At 34.2% G+C, this 15,437-nt stretch carries 13 protein-coding genes; 5 read left to right on the top strand and 8 right to left on the bottom strand.

Annotated features, from left to right (window positions below):
* Positions 1-25 precede the first annotated feature (25 nt).
* From FT986_RS06075 to trmB, 5 genes are all read right to left on the bottom strand, one after another.
* On the bottom strand, positions 26-274 hold the full coding sequence (locus FT986_RS06075) for a NifU family protein (protein ID WP_147864314.1): 249 nt from the start codon (positions 272-274) through the stop codon (positions 26-28).
* Between the two features lie 4 nt (positions 275-278).
* Entirely contained in the window at positions 279-1,412 is a 1,134-nt protein-coding gene (locus tag FT986_RS06070; RefSeq protein WP_147864313.1) for an Mrp/NBP35 family ATP-binding protein, read from the bottom strand.
* Positions 1,413-1,526: 114 nt separating this feature from the next.
* Positions 1,527-1,853: an MGMT family protein gene (locus FT986_RS06065; protein WP_147864312.1), complete on the bottom strand. Its 327-nt coding sequence runs from the start codon at positions 1,851-1,853 to the stop codon at positions 1,527-1,529.
* Complete coding sequence (locus FT986_RS06060) at positions 1,854-2,477, bottom strand: LysE family translocator (RefSeq protein WP_370451137.1); 624 nt, start codon at positions 2,475-2,477, stop codon at positions 1,854-1,856.
* A gap of 2 nt (positions 2,478-2,479) precedes the next feature.
* Positions 2,480-3,154 carry a tRNA (guanosine(46)-N7)-methyltransferase TrmB gene (gene trmB / locus FT986_RS06055; protein WP_147864311.1) on the bottom strand — a complete coding sequence of 225 codons (675 nt, stop codon included), beginning with the start codon at positions 3,152-3,154 and terminating at the stop codon, positions 2,480-2,482.
* Positions 3,155-3,222: 68 nt separating this feature from the next.
* On the opposite strand from trmB, the gene FT986_RS06050 reads away from it, so the two are divergent.
* Entirely contained in the window at positions 3,223-4,284 is a 1,062-nt protein-coding gene (locus tag FT986_RS06050; RefSeq protein WP_147864310.1) for a glycosyltransferase, read from the top strand.
* Here the strand turns inward: FT986_RS06050 and FT986_RS06045 are convergent.
* Entirely contained in the window at positions 4,249-5,304 is a 1,056-nt protein-coding gene (locus FT986_RS06045; RefSeq protein ID WP_147864309.1) for a cell wall metabolism sensor histidine kinase WalK, read from the bottom strand. The two genes, FT986_RS06050 and FT986_RS06045, sit on opposite strands and share 36 nt — an antisense overlap.
* A complete protein-coding gene (locus FT986_RS06040; protein WP_147864308.1) occupies positions 5,304-5,987 on the bottom strand; it encodes a response regulator transcription factor in 684 nt (227 codons plus the stop codon). The genes FT986_RS06045 and FT986_RS06040 overlap by 1 nt, the downstream gene beginning before the upstream one ends.
* A 184-nt stretch (positions 5,988-6,171) precedes the next feature.
* Between FT986_RS06040 and FT986_RS06035 the strand changes: the two genes are divergently transcribed.
* The 4 genes from FT986_RS06035 (at position 6,172) to FT986_RS06020 (ending at position 13,943) form a co-directional block, all read left to right on the top strand.
* A complete protein-coding gene (locus FT986_RS06035) occupies positions 6,172-9,009 on the top strand; it encodes a TonB-dependent receptor (RefSeq protein WP_147864307.1) in 2,838 nt (945 codons plus the stop codon).
* Positions 9,010-9,051: 42 nt separating this feature from the next.
* A complete protein-coding gene (locus FT986_RS06030) occupies positions 9,052-10,974 on the top strand; it encodes a hypothetical protein (RefSeq protein WP_147864306.1) in 1,923 nt (640 codons plus the stop codon).
* A gap of 161 nt (positions 10,975-11,135) precedes the next feature.
* A complete protein-coding gene (locus FT986_RS06025; RefSeq protein ID WP_147864305.1) occupies positions 11,136-12,884 on the top strand; it encodes a T9SS type A sorting domain-containing protein in 1,749 nt (582 codons plus the stop codon).
* A 78-nt stretch (positions 12,885-12,962) separates the two neighbouring features.
* Positions 12,963-13,943 carry an acyl transferase gene (locus FT986_RS06020; protein WP_147864304.1) on the top strand — a complete coding sequence of 327 codons (981 nt, stop codon included), beginning with the start codon at positions 12,963-12,965 and terminating at the stop codon, positions 13,941-13,943.
* A 163-nt stretch (positions 13,944-14,106) separates the two neighbouring features.
* Here FT986_RS06020 and tyrS read toward each other — a convergent pair whose 3' ends face one another.
* A complete protein-coding gene (gene tyrS, locus FT986_RS06015; RefSeq protein ID WP_147864303.1) occupies positions 14,107-15,402 on the bottom strand; it encodes a tyrosine--tRNA ligase in 1,296 nt (431 codons plus the stop codon).
* Positions 15,403-15,437 lie beyond the last annotated feature (35 nt).

Below are 15,437 nucleotides of genomic sequence, written 5' to 3'. Positions count from 1 at the left end.
CTTGACGGAAATTAAATCACATCATTTAACTAACGTTAATCACTCTTTCAATTTGAGGAGCATACTTTTTAATGGTCATTTCTACGCCAGATTTAAGTGTCATTTGATTCACACTACAACCTACGCAGGCTCCCTCTAACTGAACTTTCACCACGTTTTCTTCTTCATTAATTTCAACCAGTGAAATATCTCCTCCGTCGTTTCTTAAAAATGGCCTTATTTCTTCTAATGCCTTTTCTACGTTTGCTCTTAATTCGTGATTTACTGTTGTCATAGGTTTAGTTTTTAACGGCGCTGCAACCTGCCATAGTAGTAATTTTAATTGCCTCCGTTGGTGGTAAATCTTTATTTCTGCTTACGGTTTGTTGAACTACATTCTTAGTAATTTTTTCTAAGGCATTAGCAATTAGAGTGTTTTCTTGAAGAGCTGCAGGTCTCCCTATATCTCCAGATTCTCTAATACTTTGTACCAATGGGAGTTCTCCTAAAAATGGAATTTCTAAATCTTCAGCCAAATTTTTAGCTCCTTTCTCTCCGAAAATATAATATTTATTTTCTGGTAATTCTTCTGGAGTAAAATAAGCCATATTTTCAATAATTCCTATAATAGGTACGTTGATGCTTTCTTGACGGAACATGGCTACTCCTTTTTTAGCATCTGCTAAAGCTACATTTTGAGGTGTACTAACAATAACAGATCCTGTGATAGGTAAAGATTGCATAATTGATAAATGAATATCTCCTGTTCCTGGAGGAAGATCTACCAATAAAAAATCAAGTTCTCCCCAGTCGGCATCAAAAATCATTTGATTTAACGCTTTTGCTGCCATAGGCCCTCTCCAGATCACCGCTTGATTTGGTTTTGTAAAGAAACCAATAGAAAGTATTTTTACTCCGTAGTTTTCAACAGGCTTCATCTTAGACTTTCCATCTACCGTAACCGATAAAGGTCTTTCTCTTTCAACATCGAACATAATCGTAGCCGATGGACCATAAATATCTGCATCTAATAAACCTACTTTAAAGCCCATTTTTGCTAAGCTTACTGCTAAATTTGCAGTGACCGTAGACTTTCCTACTCCTCCTTTACCAGAGGCTACCGCTACAATATTTTTTATTCCAGGAATAGCTTTCCCTTTTATTTCGTTCTTTTTTTCTTGAGGAGCCTCCACCTTGATATTCACTTTCACTTTTGCCTTCTCATAAACGTGTTCATGAATAGCTTTCATTACATCTACCTCTGCTCTCTTTTTAATATGCATTGCAGGAGTAGTTAATAACAAATCTACAATTACCTCATCACCAAAAGTAAGTATGTTTTTAACCACACCACTTTCTACCATATTTTGACCTTCACCAGAAACACTAATGGTTTCTAATGCTTTAAGGATTTCTTTCTTTTGCAACTTCATAAAAAGTCTTCTTTCTGTTAATGCTTACTTAGAATAATTCTAAAGTGCAAATATAAGGGTTAAGTGCGTAACACGGAAAGAGATTGATTGAATTTATCGATGATGATTTTACTTTTAGCAATCACGCATAGGATCCCAAAAAATTGTTTTAAAATTTTGGACTTTATCGTCTTCTACCTCTACCCCTTCGCTCTCTAATAGTTGTTGCATCAAATGAGTACCAGGAAAATGGTGTTTCCCTGTAAGTAGCCCATTTCTATTGACCACTCGATGCGCAGGAACCTCTTGCATTGCTGCTGCTCCATTCATCGCGTAACCTACCATGCGAGCACTTTTAGCAGCTCCTATGGCTTTAGCAATAGCACCGTAACTCGTCACCCTTCCGTAAGGGATTTTTCGAGCTACTTCATATACTTTATGATAAAAATTATCGCTAGGCATTTAATAGAAAATTCTAAAAAGCGTTATTAAAATAAGTAAGGCCATTAAGCCTGCCATAAAATAATTAGAGTATTTGGAAAAAGCTTGGGTATTTTTTTCAATTTTTAAAAAGGAAACTACATAAATATATAAAGTTGTAAATGTACCTAAAGCAGCGGCAATCGCAAAAGCGATTATGGTAGGCCATCCATAGCCCTCATTAGGGCTAAATGCCATACTTATCGCTACAAAATAAGGAATAGGAAACACATTGACCGAAGCGATCATGACTCCTTTTAAAAAACTTTTAGCAGAGTTTTTTTTAGAGGTACGTACTTTTTCTTTTGCTTTGTTCTTTCTTGCGGCTACAAAAAAGTGAATCCCCATAATGACAAAAACGACCAAGCCTGCACGCAACATCATCTTTTGCACATAAGGATGCGTAAAAATATACTTCGCCATAAGTATGGCGACCAAAGCTTGAGCAAAAACAATAATCGAAGCTCCTAAAGCTACGTACACGCCACTTTTCTTCCCTTTTTCGACGCAACTTTTTGCTACTGTCATATTTACCAATCCTGGTGGTATTACTCCGGCAAGAGCCGCAAAATAGGTAATTAAAAAAAGTTGAGCTGTTTCTATCAAATCTATTTTACCTTAAATTTTATATAAGTAATAGGCTTATTTTGTTCAAGATACTGTTTTTCGTAGAAAGTTTGTATACCTATTACTTCTTTAGGGCTGTATTCGTTTTTATATACATGGTGATTGGCATGTAAAATCTCATGGCCTTCCCCGTGCAGCAAGCCTAATGTATAACCGTGCATGAACTCACTATCGGTTTTTAAGTTCACCACGCCGTCCTCTTTAAGGATATGTTTATACTTTTGTAAGAACTCAGTATTCGTTAATCTATGCTTGGTTCTTTTGTATTTAATTTGAGGATCTGGAAAGGTGATCCAAATTTCATCTACTTCACTTTCTGCAAAGATATGATCGATGAGTTCTATTTGTGTTCTTAGAAAACCTACATTATCCATCCCTTCTTCTAAGGCTGTTTTGGCCCCACGCCAAAATCTTGCGCCTTTAATATCTATTCCTAAAAAATTCTTTTCAGGAAACATTTCTGCAAGTCCTAAGCAGTACTCTCCTTTACCACAACCTAACTCTAAGACGATAGGTTTTTCGTTTTTAAAAAAATCTTCCCTCCACTTTCCTTTTAACGGAAATGTTTGATCTACTATTTCTTCTCTAGAGGGTTGAATTACATTTGTAAAGGTTTCGTTTTCTTTAAAACGTTTTAACTTATTTTTACTTCCCACAACTTACATTTAATATTTTGGTAAAATTAACTAAAATAATGCAGAGGTAATTCATGTTATTTTTGTTTATGGCAAAAAAGAAAATTTTAGTAGCTCCTCTTAATTGGGGATTAGGACATGCCACCAGGTGTATTCCTATTATAAATGCGTTGCAAGAGAGCGGATTTGAACCTATTTTAGCTTCAGATGGGGATGCTTTACAGCTTTTAAGAAAAGAATTTCCTAACTTAAAAACCTACGTATTACCTTCTTACAAAATAAGCTATGCAAAAAAGGGATATTTCTTTAAATTTAAATTCTTACTAAGAAGTTATCATGTGGTAAAAGCTATTTGGGCAGAACAAAAGGCAACGCTACAAATTCATAAAAAAGAAAACCTTAACGGAATTATATCTGACAATCGATTAGGAGTAAGACTTTCTTACGTGAAAAGTGTTTTTATCACACATCAACTAAACGTACTTTCTGGCAGCACTACCTTTATCACCTCTTGGTTACATCAACATTACATAAGGAAATTTGATACGTGTTGGATTCCTGATGTAGAATTTTCTCCTAGCCTTAGCGGAAAACTAGGTCACTTTAAAAAGAAAAGGAAATTTGAAATTACCTATATAGGTCCTTTAAGCAGGTTCTCTAAAAAAGACATTCCTTTAAAATATGAGTATCTGTTTATTCTTTCTGGCCCCGAACCTCAACGCGGACTTTTAGAAAAAAGATTGCGAGAAGAAATCCGCGGAAGCGAAAACAAGATACTTTTTATTTGCGGAAAAATGGAAGAAGAGCAAAAACGCTGGCAAGAAGGCAATGTTACTTTTTATAATTTTCTTACAGGAAAAGCTTTAGAAAATGCATTTAATGAAAGTAAATTTATCATTGCTAGAGCTGGTTATACTACCATAATGGATATTGCCAAATTAGAGAAGAAAGCATTTTTTATCCCCACTCCTGGTCAAACCGAACAAGAATACCTTGCTAAACGCCTAACCCGAAAAAATATAGCTCCTAGCTGTAGACAGCACGAATTTAAATTGTCTCTTTTGGACAATTTAAAGGATTATAATGGTCTTATGGAATATAAAAGCTTTCTTCCTCTAAGCAGTTTTTTTCACTTTTTCGAGCGTAAATGAAAACTCACTCCCTACTCCAAAGTCACTTTCTACGTAGATTTTTTCTTTATGTGCTTCTAGGATATGTTTTACAATAGAGAGTCCTAACCCAGAACCTCCCTCTTTTCTAGAACCACTTTTATCTACTCTGTAAAAACGTTCAAAAAGACGAGGAATGTTTTTTTGTTCTATTCCTTCTCCGTTATCTGTTATTCTTACAATAATTTTATTTTTAATTAGGTTTTCGATACTTACTTCGGTGGTTCCTCCATTTTTACCATATTTAATGGAGTTAACGATTAAATTAGTGACTACCTGCTGTATTCTTTCTTTATCGGCAAACACCATAATCTCTTGCTCATAATCCATATCGAAAGTTAGAGAGATATTTTTTTTGGAAGCTTTCATTTCTAACATATCAAAAAGTCCTTCTACAAGCTCTATGATATCAAACTTTTCTTTGTACAAGTGTAAGTCACCTGTTTCTAACTTGGTGATCATATCTAGATCTCTAACAATATAGATGAGCCTGTCTACCCCTTTACTTGCACGCTCCAAATATTTATCTCTAATTTTTTTGTCATTTGCTGCACCATCTAATAAAGTTAAAATATAACCTTGAACGGTAAAGAGAGGTGTTTTTAATTCGTGAGAAACATTTCCCATAAACTCTTTTCTATAGTTTTCTCTCACTTTTAAAGATTCTATTTCTAGCTTCTTTCCTTTGGCAAACTTTTCTATTTCTTTTGTTAGAGTTGCCATATCTGTAGTGATTTGCTTTTCTTCTAGACTAGAAGACTCTAACAAAGAAACTTTATCATAAACCGCTTTTACTCTTTTATAAATAAAATGCTCTATTCTAAGTTGTATAATAAGGAAAGAGAAAACATAGCAACCTAATCCGAAGATGATAATAGGCTGCCAGTTAAAAATTTTTAAATAAACAAATTGATAAAAAAGAAGAAGAGTTACCATAAATAAGGTAACAAACAAAGAGGTATAAAAAGCAAATTTATATGATCGTTTAAATTCTTGCGCCATTAAATTACAAATTTATACCCTACTCCTTTTACGGTTTTAAACTTTTTATCTCCTATTTTTTCTCTTAACTTTCTAATGTGCACGTCAATAGTTCGACCTCCTACAATTACTTCATTTCCCCAAACTTTATTGAGAATGTCTTCTCTTTTAAAAACTTTTCCGGGTTGAGAGGCTAAGAGAGAAAGAAGTTCGAATTCTTTTCTTGGTAAAATAATTTCTTCCTTTCCGTTAAGGATCTTATACTCATCTCTATTAATAGTAAGGTCTCCTATCTCAACAATATTGGTTTCAATTTCTTCTGAACTCACTCTCCTTAATAAAGCTTTTACTTTACTTACTAATACTTTAGGTCTAATAGGCTTGGTGATGTAATCATCTGCCCCAGCATCAAAACCAGCCATTTGGGAGTAATCTTCTCCTCTAGCAGTTAAAAAGGTAATAATGGTGTTTTCTAAAGAAGGTATTTTTCTTATTTGCTCACAAGCCTCAATCCCATCCATTTCTGGCATCATTACATCTAAGATGATTAGATCTGGATTTTTCTTTTTTGCTTTTTTTACGGCTTCTATTCCATTTTCGGCAGTAAATACTTGATACCCCTCTGCAGAAAGGTTATAGCTTACAATCTCTAGAATATCTGGATCATCATCTACAAGCAGTATACTCATGTCATTTTTACTCATAACAAACGTGGTTAAAAATTTAAGAGGTAAAAGTAAATATAATATTAAAACCTCTAAGTTAACAAATATTTCAATCACATAACATTGGTAACATTTTTCTAACATTGAACCCTTTCAAAGTTAACTCATGGGTAACACCTATTAAGCATCACTTGTTTTTCTTTGCAGCGTAAATAAACATGTAATGAAAAAACTTTTTGCCCAAATCTTATTTTTCTTTTCAGTTTTCGCATTTGCCCAAGAAACTGGAACTATCGCTGGTGCCCTTAGCGATAAAGAAATGAATAACGAACCTTTGCCTTTTGCAAACGTAACCGTTAAAAACACCTCTAAAGGTACAACCTCTGACTTTGACGGATTGTACAAAATTGAAAACATCCCTACTGGAACTTACACCATTGTATTTAGTTTTATTGGATACGAAACCGTAGAAATTCCCAATGTAAAAGTGGAAGCCAATAAGGTTACTGAAATAAATACTGGCTTAGGAGCGAGTGCTGCTGCGTTAGATGAAGTCATGATTACTACCGTAAGCAGGAGAGACTCTGAAGTAGCTCTTTTACTTGATCAAAAAGATGCTGTTGATATTAAAGAAAGTATAGGTTCTCAAGAACTTACCAAGCTTGGTGTAAGTGATGCTGCTACGGCAACTACAAAAATTTCTGGAGTTAGTAGCAGTGAAGCTTCTGGAGATGTCTTCGTAAGAGGACTTGGTGATCGTTATTTATACACCACCCTTAACGGAATGCCTATTCCTTCAGATGATATTGAAAGAAAAAATATCGATTTAAGCTTATTCCCTACCCGAATTGTTCAAAGCGTATCAATAAGCAAAACCTATTCTTCTGCAAACTCTGCAGATCAATCTTCAGGAAGTGTAGACATAAGCTCTAGAAGCTTAGTTGGGTTAGAGGAATTTGGTTTTGGAACCCAAGTAGGCTTAAACACAAATGCTAATGCTAAAGGTATAGGAAGCAACTTTAAAAGAACAGCTAATGAAAGTGATCTTTCTTTAGGTTTCTACTCTAAAGATATTTCTACAAGAGATGCAATCACAGACCAGACTTGGAATGCTCAGAGCACCAATATGCCTATTAATTACCAATACTCTTTAACTGCTGGAAAGAAAATAGGAGAAAAATTTAAAATCTTTTTTACAGGTTCCCAATCTAGCAAATTTGAATATTCTGAAGGAATTTTTAGGCAGTTTGAAAGAAATAGAACAGATGTAGAATTTACAGATGCTTCTTTATATAACAATACCATCAACACTACCGGATTATTGGATTTGAAGTATCGTTTTGACAAAAAAAATGAAATTAAAGCTTTAAGTCTTTTTGTTAATAAAGTAAAAGATGAAGTTTATGAAGCTGGTAGAAACCGTGAAGGTTTCGTTTTTGAAGAAGTAAATAACGAAGATCAATACAGCCAATTTATTAGGGATCAAAACACCAAACAAACAAGGTTATGGGTTAATCAACTTTTAGGTGATCACGAAATTGGAGAAAAAAATCACCTTACTTGGGGATTAGGATATAATAAGTTAAATGCAGATGAGCCTAATCGTATTCGTAACGAGGTAAACATCAAGAAACCTACAGATATGGAAGGTGAACTTGTAGAATTAGGTTTTCAAGGAGGTTTTCAACAAAGGAAAACTTCTCAAATCCTTGAAGATTTAGAATATAATGCAAGATTGAAAAACGAATTTACCGTCTTTGAAAACGATTCTATATCAACTTTAAAATTAAGTTTAGGAGGAAATTATAGAAACAAAACTAGAGATTTCACTTCAAGTTTTTTTGGTGTCACAGAAAATGGAGCGGGAGTTAATCCTCCTTCTATCGATCATCTTGATGCTGTATTCATTACTGAAAATTTTAATAATGATTTATTAGACCTTAGATTGGTGAGGTCTGATAGTGAAGGGAATATTACACCTGACACTTATGATGCAGAACTCAATTCTAGCGCAGGTTTCTTTAATATTAATTACTCTTTTAGTCAGTTTAATTTTAATGTAGGTGCTCGTTATCAAAAAGATATGATAAACCTCGATTATGATGTTGCTAATGCTCCTGGTGGACAAGGAGGAAATGTTGAAAAAAATTACGACAATTTTTACCCTGCTTTAAATATAAAATATGCTGTAAGCGAAAAGCATAATCTTAGACTAGCAGCTAGTAAAACTATTACATTACCAGAGTTTAAAGAAATTGCTCCATTCGAATATGTTTCTGCTACTGGCCAAATAACCCGAGGTAATGTAGATTTAGAGGCTAGTAACGTCTATAATTTAGATTTAAAATGGGAATTTTTCCCAACTAATAAAGAGCTTATTTCCGCAACTGCTTTTTACAAAAATATTAAAGATCCAATAAATAGAGTATTAGATAGAGGTTCTGCAGGCGTATTTTCTTTCTTCAACTCAGGAGAAGAAGCTACTATTTATGGGATAGAATTAGATGCAAATGTAAACTTAACTTCTTCAGAAGAAGAAAATGGAATCAATTTAGATTTAGGTGTTAACTTTAGTAGAATGTGGCATAACCAAGATCTGAAAACAAATTTTAATGATGACGGAACTTTAGCTCGAACATTTCAATACAATAATAAAACAGAAGTAGGATTACAAGGAGCTTCAGATTACATCGTAAACACTTCTTTAAACTTTTCTACCAATTGGGAGAGAGAGTTTAATGCTAATATTTCAGGAAATTACGCTTCAGATAAAATATTTGCATTAGGCTCTGCACCAGATAGCCAGACAGATGCAAACTCGGTATTATATAATAATGAAATTATTGAAGAAGGTTTCGTAACTCTAAATGCTACACTTAGCCAAGAACTATCCGAAAGATTATTACTAAGATTTAAAGCTCAGAATATTTTAAATCCAGAGATTAAAAGGACACAAGACGTCTTACCACTTTCAGGAGGGGTTCAAACAGAAAATAATCAAACTACCAGATCATATACCAGAGGAGCGGTATTTACTCTAGGTATTAATTATAACTTTTAAATCAAACTATAAACTTGAACTTTAATTTTAAACACTAAACAAATGAAAAAAGCAATTAAAAATTTATCTATTTTATGCTCCGTTGCAATATTGAGTATGACAGCAATTAGCTGTAGTAGTGACGATGACTCTTCTTCTAGCTCTGATGACGAAGGTTCAACTCCATCTGCAGAGTTAAACGGAATGATCACTGAAGACACAACATTAGATGCTTCAGTAACCTATAACCTTACAGGAATCTTAAGTATTGAAGAAGGTAATAAATTAACTATTCCTGCAGGAACAATTATCGAAACTGGTACAGGTACAGATGTATATATGGTTGTACAAAAAGGAGCTCAAATAGATATTCAAGGTACTGCAAGCTCTCCAGTAGTGATGAGACCTACAGGAGCTGGAGAATGGGGAGGTTTAGTGATCTTAGGTGATGCTGAAACTACTGCTGGTACAGATGCAACTGCAGAAGTAGGCGGTCTTATTTATGGTGGTTCTAATAATGCTGATAACTCTGGTTCTATCGAATATTTAATCATCGAGCAGTCTGGAGCTCAAATTAACGCTGATTCACAGTATAATGGTTTAACACTTTATGCTGTAGGATCTGGAACAACCATCGATAATGTCGCTATCCTTAACGGAACTGATGACGGGATTGAGTTCTTTGGTGGTAGTGTAAATGCTTCTAATGTATATGTTGAAAACTTAGAAGATGATGCTATCGATTGGACTGAAGGTTGGAACGGAACTTTAACCAATACGTATGTTTTACATAGTGAAGGTGATTTCTCTACGGCAATTGAAGCCGACGGAGTTAACAATAATCCAACTATCGTAAATTTTACAGCTGTTTCTCAAACAGGTGGAAAAGCTTTACAATTTAAAGCACAATCGGGAGCAACTATCACTGGTTTATCCCTAAACGGTTATGAAACTTCTTTAGATTTTTCTGACAATGGACCTTTAGCAAACGTATCAATTAACGGTGAAGTGGCAGACTTAGCTAATGCTTACACAGGTCCTGCCACAGTAAACATTGCTGACTTTGCTTGGGTTGCTAATGCAGGTAGTGATAACTTACTTAACGGATCTATTACTTCTGATGTTACTTTAGATGCTTCTATCACTTATAACCTACAAGGAATTTTAAGCATAGAAAACGGAGCTTCTTTAACCATACCAGCTGGGACAACTATTGAAACAGGAATAGGAACAGATGTATATATTGCTGTTCAAAAAGGAGGTCAAATTTTCATTGAAGGTACAGAAAGTAACCCAGTAACTATGGCTCCTACAACAGAAGGAACTTGGGGAGGTTTATTATTACTAGGAAACGCTGTTACTACTGCTGGTACAGATGCAACTGCAGAAGTGGGCGGTCTTATTTATGGTGGTAATGACAATGCAGATAACTCTGGTTCTATCGAGTATTTAATCATCAAAAAATCTGGTGCACAAATTAACGCTGATTCTCAATATAATGGATTAACACTATATGCTGTTGGTTCTGGAACGACTATCAACAATGTTGCCTTTATTGATGGTGAAGATGATGGTATCGAATTTTTTGGAGGATCTGTAAATGCAACAAATGTTTATGTTCAAGATTTGCAAGATGATGCTATTGACTGGACAGAAGGTTGGAACGGAACTTTAACCAATACTTATGTATTACATACAGAGAGCAATTTTTCTACTGCATTAGAAGCAGATGGAGCAAATAACAATCCAACTATCACCAACTTTACTGCAGTATCTCAAGCTGGTGGTAAAGCATTACAATTTAAAGCTCAATCTGGTGCAACCATCACAGGATTATCTTTGAATGGGTATGATACAACTATTGACATGGCTGACAATGGACCATTATCAAATGTACAAATTGACGGCGTAGACGCAGACCCTTCTATGAATTATGATGCAGCAGCTACCGTAGATGCTTCTACTTTTGCGTGGGCATTAAATTAATAAACATACATTTTTATACATAAAAGCCACTCTATTAGAGTGGCTTTTTATTAAATATTATCTATTATCTTATAGTTAAGACACATAAATAATCAAAGATATTCTAAAATTTCATTTTACATCTTTGTATCTTTGACCGTATTATAAAAACACATTTTATTATGAAAAAAATTACTTTATTAATGTCATGTATGTTGATTGCTTTAGCATCAATGGCACAAACACCAATTATTACTATGATCTCTGACGGAGATTGTTCTGGAGGAAATCCTAAAGTATTAGAAGTTTATGCAGATGGAACCGTAGATTTCTCTTTATATTCATTAGAGAATGAAACGAATGGAAATACTGGTTTTGGAAATTCGTTTAACCTTTCTGGTTTAGGAACTGTAACTGATGATTTTGTATACATCCATGCGGATGATCCAACTTTTGCAACGGAATATCCAAGTGCTACAAACACTTTAAGCACTACTTCATCTGTAATGAGTTTTAATGGTAATGATCGAGTGAGAATAATTCTAGACAGTAACCCAACCGCAGCTGTTGATCAATACGGCGCAAGTGGTGTAGATGGTACTGGTGAAACTTGGGAGTATAAAGATGGTTATGCTAAAAGAAATGCTGGAACTACAGCTAACGGCTCTTTTAATCCTGGGGATTGGACTTTCAATAATGGAGATTTAAATGGAGAAGGACTATGTCAAGGAGGAAGTAGTTTTGAGTCTATTATAGGAATTGGAACATTTACACCTGGTACAGTAGCTTGCCCATTAGTAATTACAGTTACTAGTATTACTTGTGATACACAAACTACTGGAGCTAACTCAGATACTTATACTATTGTAGCTTCATTTACAGGAGGAGGAACAGAAACTTACGTTCCAACCGTTGTAGGAGGAACTATAGATGTTGCTAATTCTGATGATCCGTCAACAAGCGCAACAGGAACAATTATTGTTAACGCAACAGAAGGTACAGATGTAGTTTATACAATTACAAGTGCAAATTGTAATATTCAAGGAAGTATAACATCTCCTGAATGTGAACCTTCAACAAATGTAGTAGATATCGCTACTTTAAGACAAGGTACTTTAGGTGACAAATACACGCTTACAGGTGAAGCATTTTTAACTTATCAGCAAACTTTTAGAGGTCAAAAATATATTCAAGATGCAACTGCTGCTATCTTAATAGATGATAATGATGGAAATATTACTACTACATATGCTGTAGGTGATGGAATCACTGGAATAACAGGTGAGTTATCTGAATTTAATGGTGTAATGCAATTTATTCCTGAGTCTGATCCAGGTGCTGCAACTTCTACTGGAAACAACTTAACTATACAAACGGTTACTATTGCAGATTTTAATGCAAACTCTGAAGATTATGAGTCTGAATTGATCGCTTTCTTAAATGTGTCATTAACTGATGCTGATGGTACTGTAACTTTTGCTACAGGTACAAATTACGTCATCTCTAATGGTTCTGAAACTACAACTATGAGAACTCAGTTTTTTGATGCTGATTACATTGGACAAGTTATCCCAACTACTCAGTTATCGAACATTGTAGGAATTGCTTCTCAATTTGATAATGGAACAGATGTGACTCCACAAATTTTCCCAAGAGATTCAAATGACTTTAATGCAAACTTATCGGCTAGCAGCAATACTTTAACAAATGTAAGTATTTACCCTAACCCAAGTAATACAGGTTTAGTTACTATCGAAACTGCTTCTAACGAAGCTGCGGCAGTAGAAGTATACAACCTTTTAGGTAAGCAAGTAATTTCTCAAACATTAACTAACTCTACTTTAAATGTAGCTAATTTATCTAGCGGTGTTTATTTAGTAAAAGTTTCTGTTGAAGGAAAATCAGCTACTAAAAAATTAGTGATTGAGTAATCTTTCATTTAATTCATATTTAAAGCGCCTCATAATAGAGGCGCTTTTTTTATTTTTGCAAAGTACATAATACTTACCATGTCTTTAATCGAACGTATTTTCTCCATTCAAAACAAACAAGAGTTTGAAGCTATAGCCATTGAAGTTTTTCAATATCAATATAAACATAATAAGGTTTACCAAAACTTTTGCCATCATTTAAATAAAGACATATCTACAGTGCATTCCCTACAGGAGCTTCCTTTTTTACCTATAGAATTCTTTAAAACAAAAAAAATTATCTCTCAAGATTCAGATTATGAAGAGACATTTACAAGCAGCGGAACCACAGGTAGCCAAGTAAGTCGGCATTTCGTAAAAAATCTTAGCATCTATGAAACATCTTTCCTTAACGGATTTCAGCAATTTTATGGCAACTTAGAAGATTATGCCGTTCTTGCTTTATTACCGGCCTATTTAGAAAGAAAAGGATCTTCTTTAGTTTATATGGCAAATGATTTTATAAAAAGAAGTAAGTATAAGGAAAGTGGCTTTTACCTAGACAACTTAAAAGAGCTTGCGAATACGCTCCAAGATTTAGAAGAAAGAGGGATTAAAACCTTACTTATTGGGGTTTCTTTTGCCCTATTAGATTTAGCAGAAAAATTTCCGCTTCAGCTAAAAAATACCATTGTAATGGAAACGGGAGGAATGAAAGGAAGAAGAAAAGAAATAATTAGAACTGAATTACACGAAATTTTAGCCCAAGCTTTTCAAGTGGATAAAATTCACAGTGAATATGGAATGACCGAATTACTTTCGCAAGCCTACTCTAAAGGTGATGGTATCTTTTCTTGCCCTAATCATATGGATATACTCATTCGTGACTCTGAAGATCCTTTAAGCCTACTTTCTAAGCAAAAAACTGGAGGCTTAAATATAATTGATTTGGCAAATGTAGATTCTTGCTCATTTATTGCTACTCAAGATTTAGGAAAAAAAATTGATGACAATCAATTTGAGATTTTAGGAAGGTTTGATGCCAGTGATGTTAGAGGCTGTAATTTAATGGTATTATAATTATGTTAAAATTCAGCCTAAGCTGTAATTAAACTATTTTTATTACGTCTTAATAAGTGCTAAGATGAAAGTTTTTTCATAATAGATTGGTTAGTTAGTAGGAAACCCCAAGTGTGATGCTTGGGGTTTCTGTTTTTATCTATTTTAACGAACTTTAATTTATTTAGATCGCTTTAATAATATAGGTATTCTTTTTTCCTTTATTAATGATAATGTACTTTCCACTTATCAAGTCTTTTTCAGTAATGGTGTAATCTTCTTTTACTTTTTCTTTATTTACTGAAATAGAATTTTCTTTAAGTGCTCTTCTTGCTTCACCGTTACTTTTCAAGAAATTGGTTTCAGCCGCCAAAGCTGCAATCATATCCATCCCGTTTTCAATAAGACTATGCTTAATCTCTGCTTGTGGAACACCTTCAAAAATATCTAGAAAGGTTTTTTCATTTAAAGCCTTCAAATCATCTGCAGTACTTTTACCAAATAACACATTAGAAGCTTTTATGGCATTCTCTAAATCTTCTTTAGAATGCACCATTGTAGTTACTTCTTCGGCAAGCTTCTTTTGCAATTGTCTTAAATGCGGCTCTTCATGATGTTCTTTTATTAAGTTTTCAATTTCCTCTTGAGTTAAAAATGTAAAAATCTTAATATATTTAGCAGCGTCGTCATCACTGGTATTTAACCAATATTGGTAAAATTTATAAGGTGAAGTTCTTTCGGCATCTAGCCAGATATTCCCTCCTTCGGTTTTCCCGAATTTGGTCCCGTCTGCTTTTGTAATTAAGGGACAGGTAAGAGCATAACCTTTACCGTTTCCTATTCTTCTTATGAGTTCTGTTCCCGTAGTAATATTTCCCCATTGGTCGCTTCCCCCCATTTGCAAAGTGCATTCATGCTGATTGTACAAATGTAAAAAATCGTAGCCTTGCAATAATTGATAAGTAAATTCCGTAAAGCTCATTCCCTCTTTTGATTCCGATGAGAGTCTCTTTTTTACAGAATCTTTTGCCATCATATAATTTACGGTAATGTGTTTTCCTACATCTCGCGCAAATTCTAGAAAACTAAAATCTTTCATCCAGTCGTAGTTGTTCACTAAAACTGCTCCGTTCGCTTCGTCTTTAGAAAAATCTAAAAAACGCTCTAACTGACTTTTAAGAGCTGCCTGATTGTGTGCTAGAGTTTCTTCATCTAACAAATTTCTTTCTTTAGATTTTCCTGATGGGTCTCCAATCATACCTGTTGCACCACCTATAAGAGCAAAAGGCTTGTGCCCAGCTAACTGAAAGTGTCTCAACATCATCACCCCTACTAAATGACCAATATGAAGGGAGTCTGCCGTAGGATCTATCCCTACATATGCTGCACGCATTTTTTCTTGTAAATGTTCTTCTGTTCCTGGCATGGTATCATGCAACATTCCTCTCCAAGTTATTTCTTGTACAAAATTTTTGGTCATGGCTTTATTATTTAATTATAGCAAAGCGCAAAGAT

It is taken from the genome of Mesonia sp. K4-1 (assembly GCF_008017825.1).
In the GTDB taxonomy this organism is placed as follows: Bacteria; Bacteroidota; Bacteroidia; order Flavobacteriales; family Flavobacteriaceae; genus Mesonia.
Note: the sequence above shows the minus strand (reverse complement) of the source record. Positions and strands in the feature narration are given on the sequence as shown.

Bases quoted from the DNA above. Each gene is read 5' to 3' on its own strand.
- FT986_RS06045 (WP_147864309.1), bottom strand. From the start codon at position 5,304: ATGGCGCAAGAATTTAAACGATCATATAAATTTGCTTTTTATACCTCT.
- FT986_RS06070 (WP_147864313.1), bottom strand. From the start codon at position 1,412: ATGAAGTTGCAAAAGAAAGAAATCCTTAAAGCATTAGAAACCATTAGT.
- FT986_RS06075 (WP_147864314.1), bottom strand. From the start codon at position 274: ATGACAACAGTAAATCACGAATTAAGAGCAAACGTAGAAAAGGCATTA.
- FT986_RS06040 (WP_147864308.1), bottom strand. From the start codon at position 5,987: ATGAGTAAAAATGACATGAGTATACTGCTTGTAGATGATGATCCAGAT.
- tyrS (WP_147864303.1), bottom strand. From the start codon at position 15,402: ATGACCAAAAATTTTGTACAAGAAATAACTTGGAGAGGAATGTTGCAT.
- FT986_RS06050 (WP_147864310.1), top strand. From the start codon at position 3,223: ATGGCAAAAAAGAAAATTTTAGTAGCTCCTCTTAATTGGGGATTAGGA.
- FT986_RS06030 (WP_147864306.1), top strand. From the start codon at position 9,052: ATGAAAAAAGCAATTAAAAATTTATCTATTTTATGCTCCGTTGCAATA.
- FT986_RS06035 (WP_147864307.1), top strand. From the start codon at position 6,172: ATGAAAAAACTTTTTGCCCAAATCTTATTTTTCTTTTCAGTTTTCGCA.
- FT986_RS06065 (WP_147864312.1), bottom strand. From the start codon at position 1,853: ATGCCTAGCGATAATTTTTATCATAAAGTATATGAAGTAGCTCGAAAA.
- FT986_RS06025 (WP_147864305.1), top strand. From the start codon at position 11,136: ATGAAAAAAATTACTTTATTAATGTCATGTATGTTGATTGCTTTAGCA.
- FT986_RS06020 (WP_147864304.1), top strand. From the start codon at position 12,963: ATGTCTTTAATCGAACGTATTTTCTCCATTCAAAACAAACAAGAGTTT.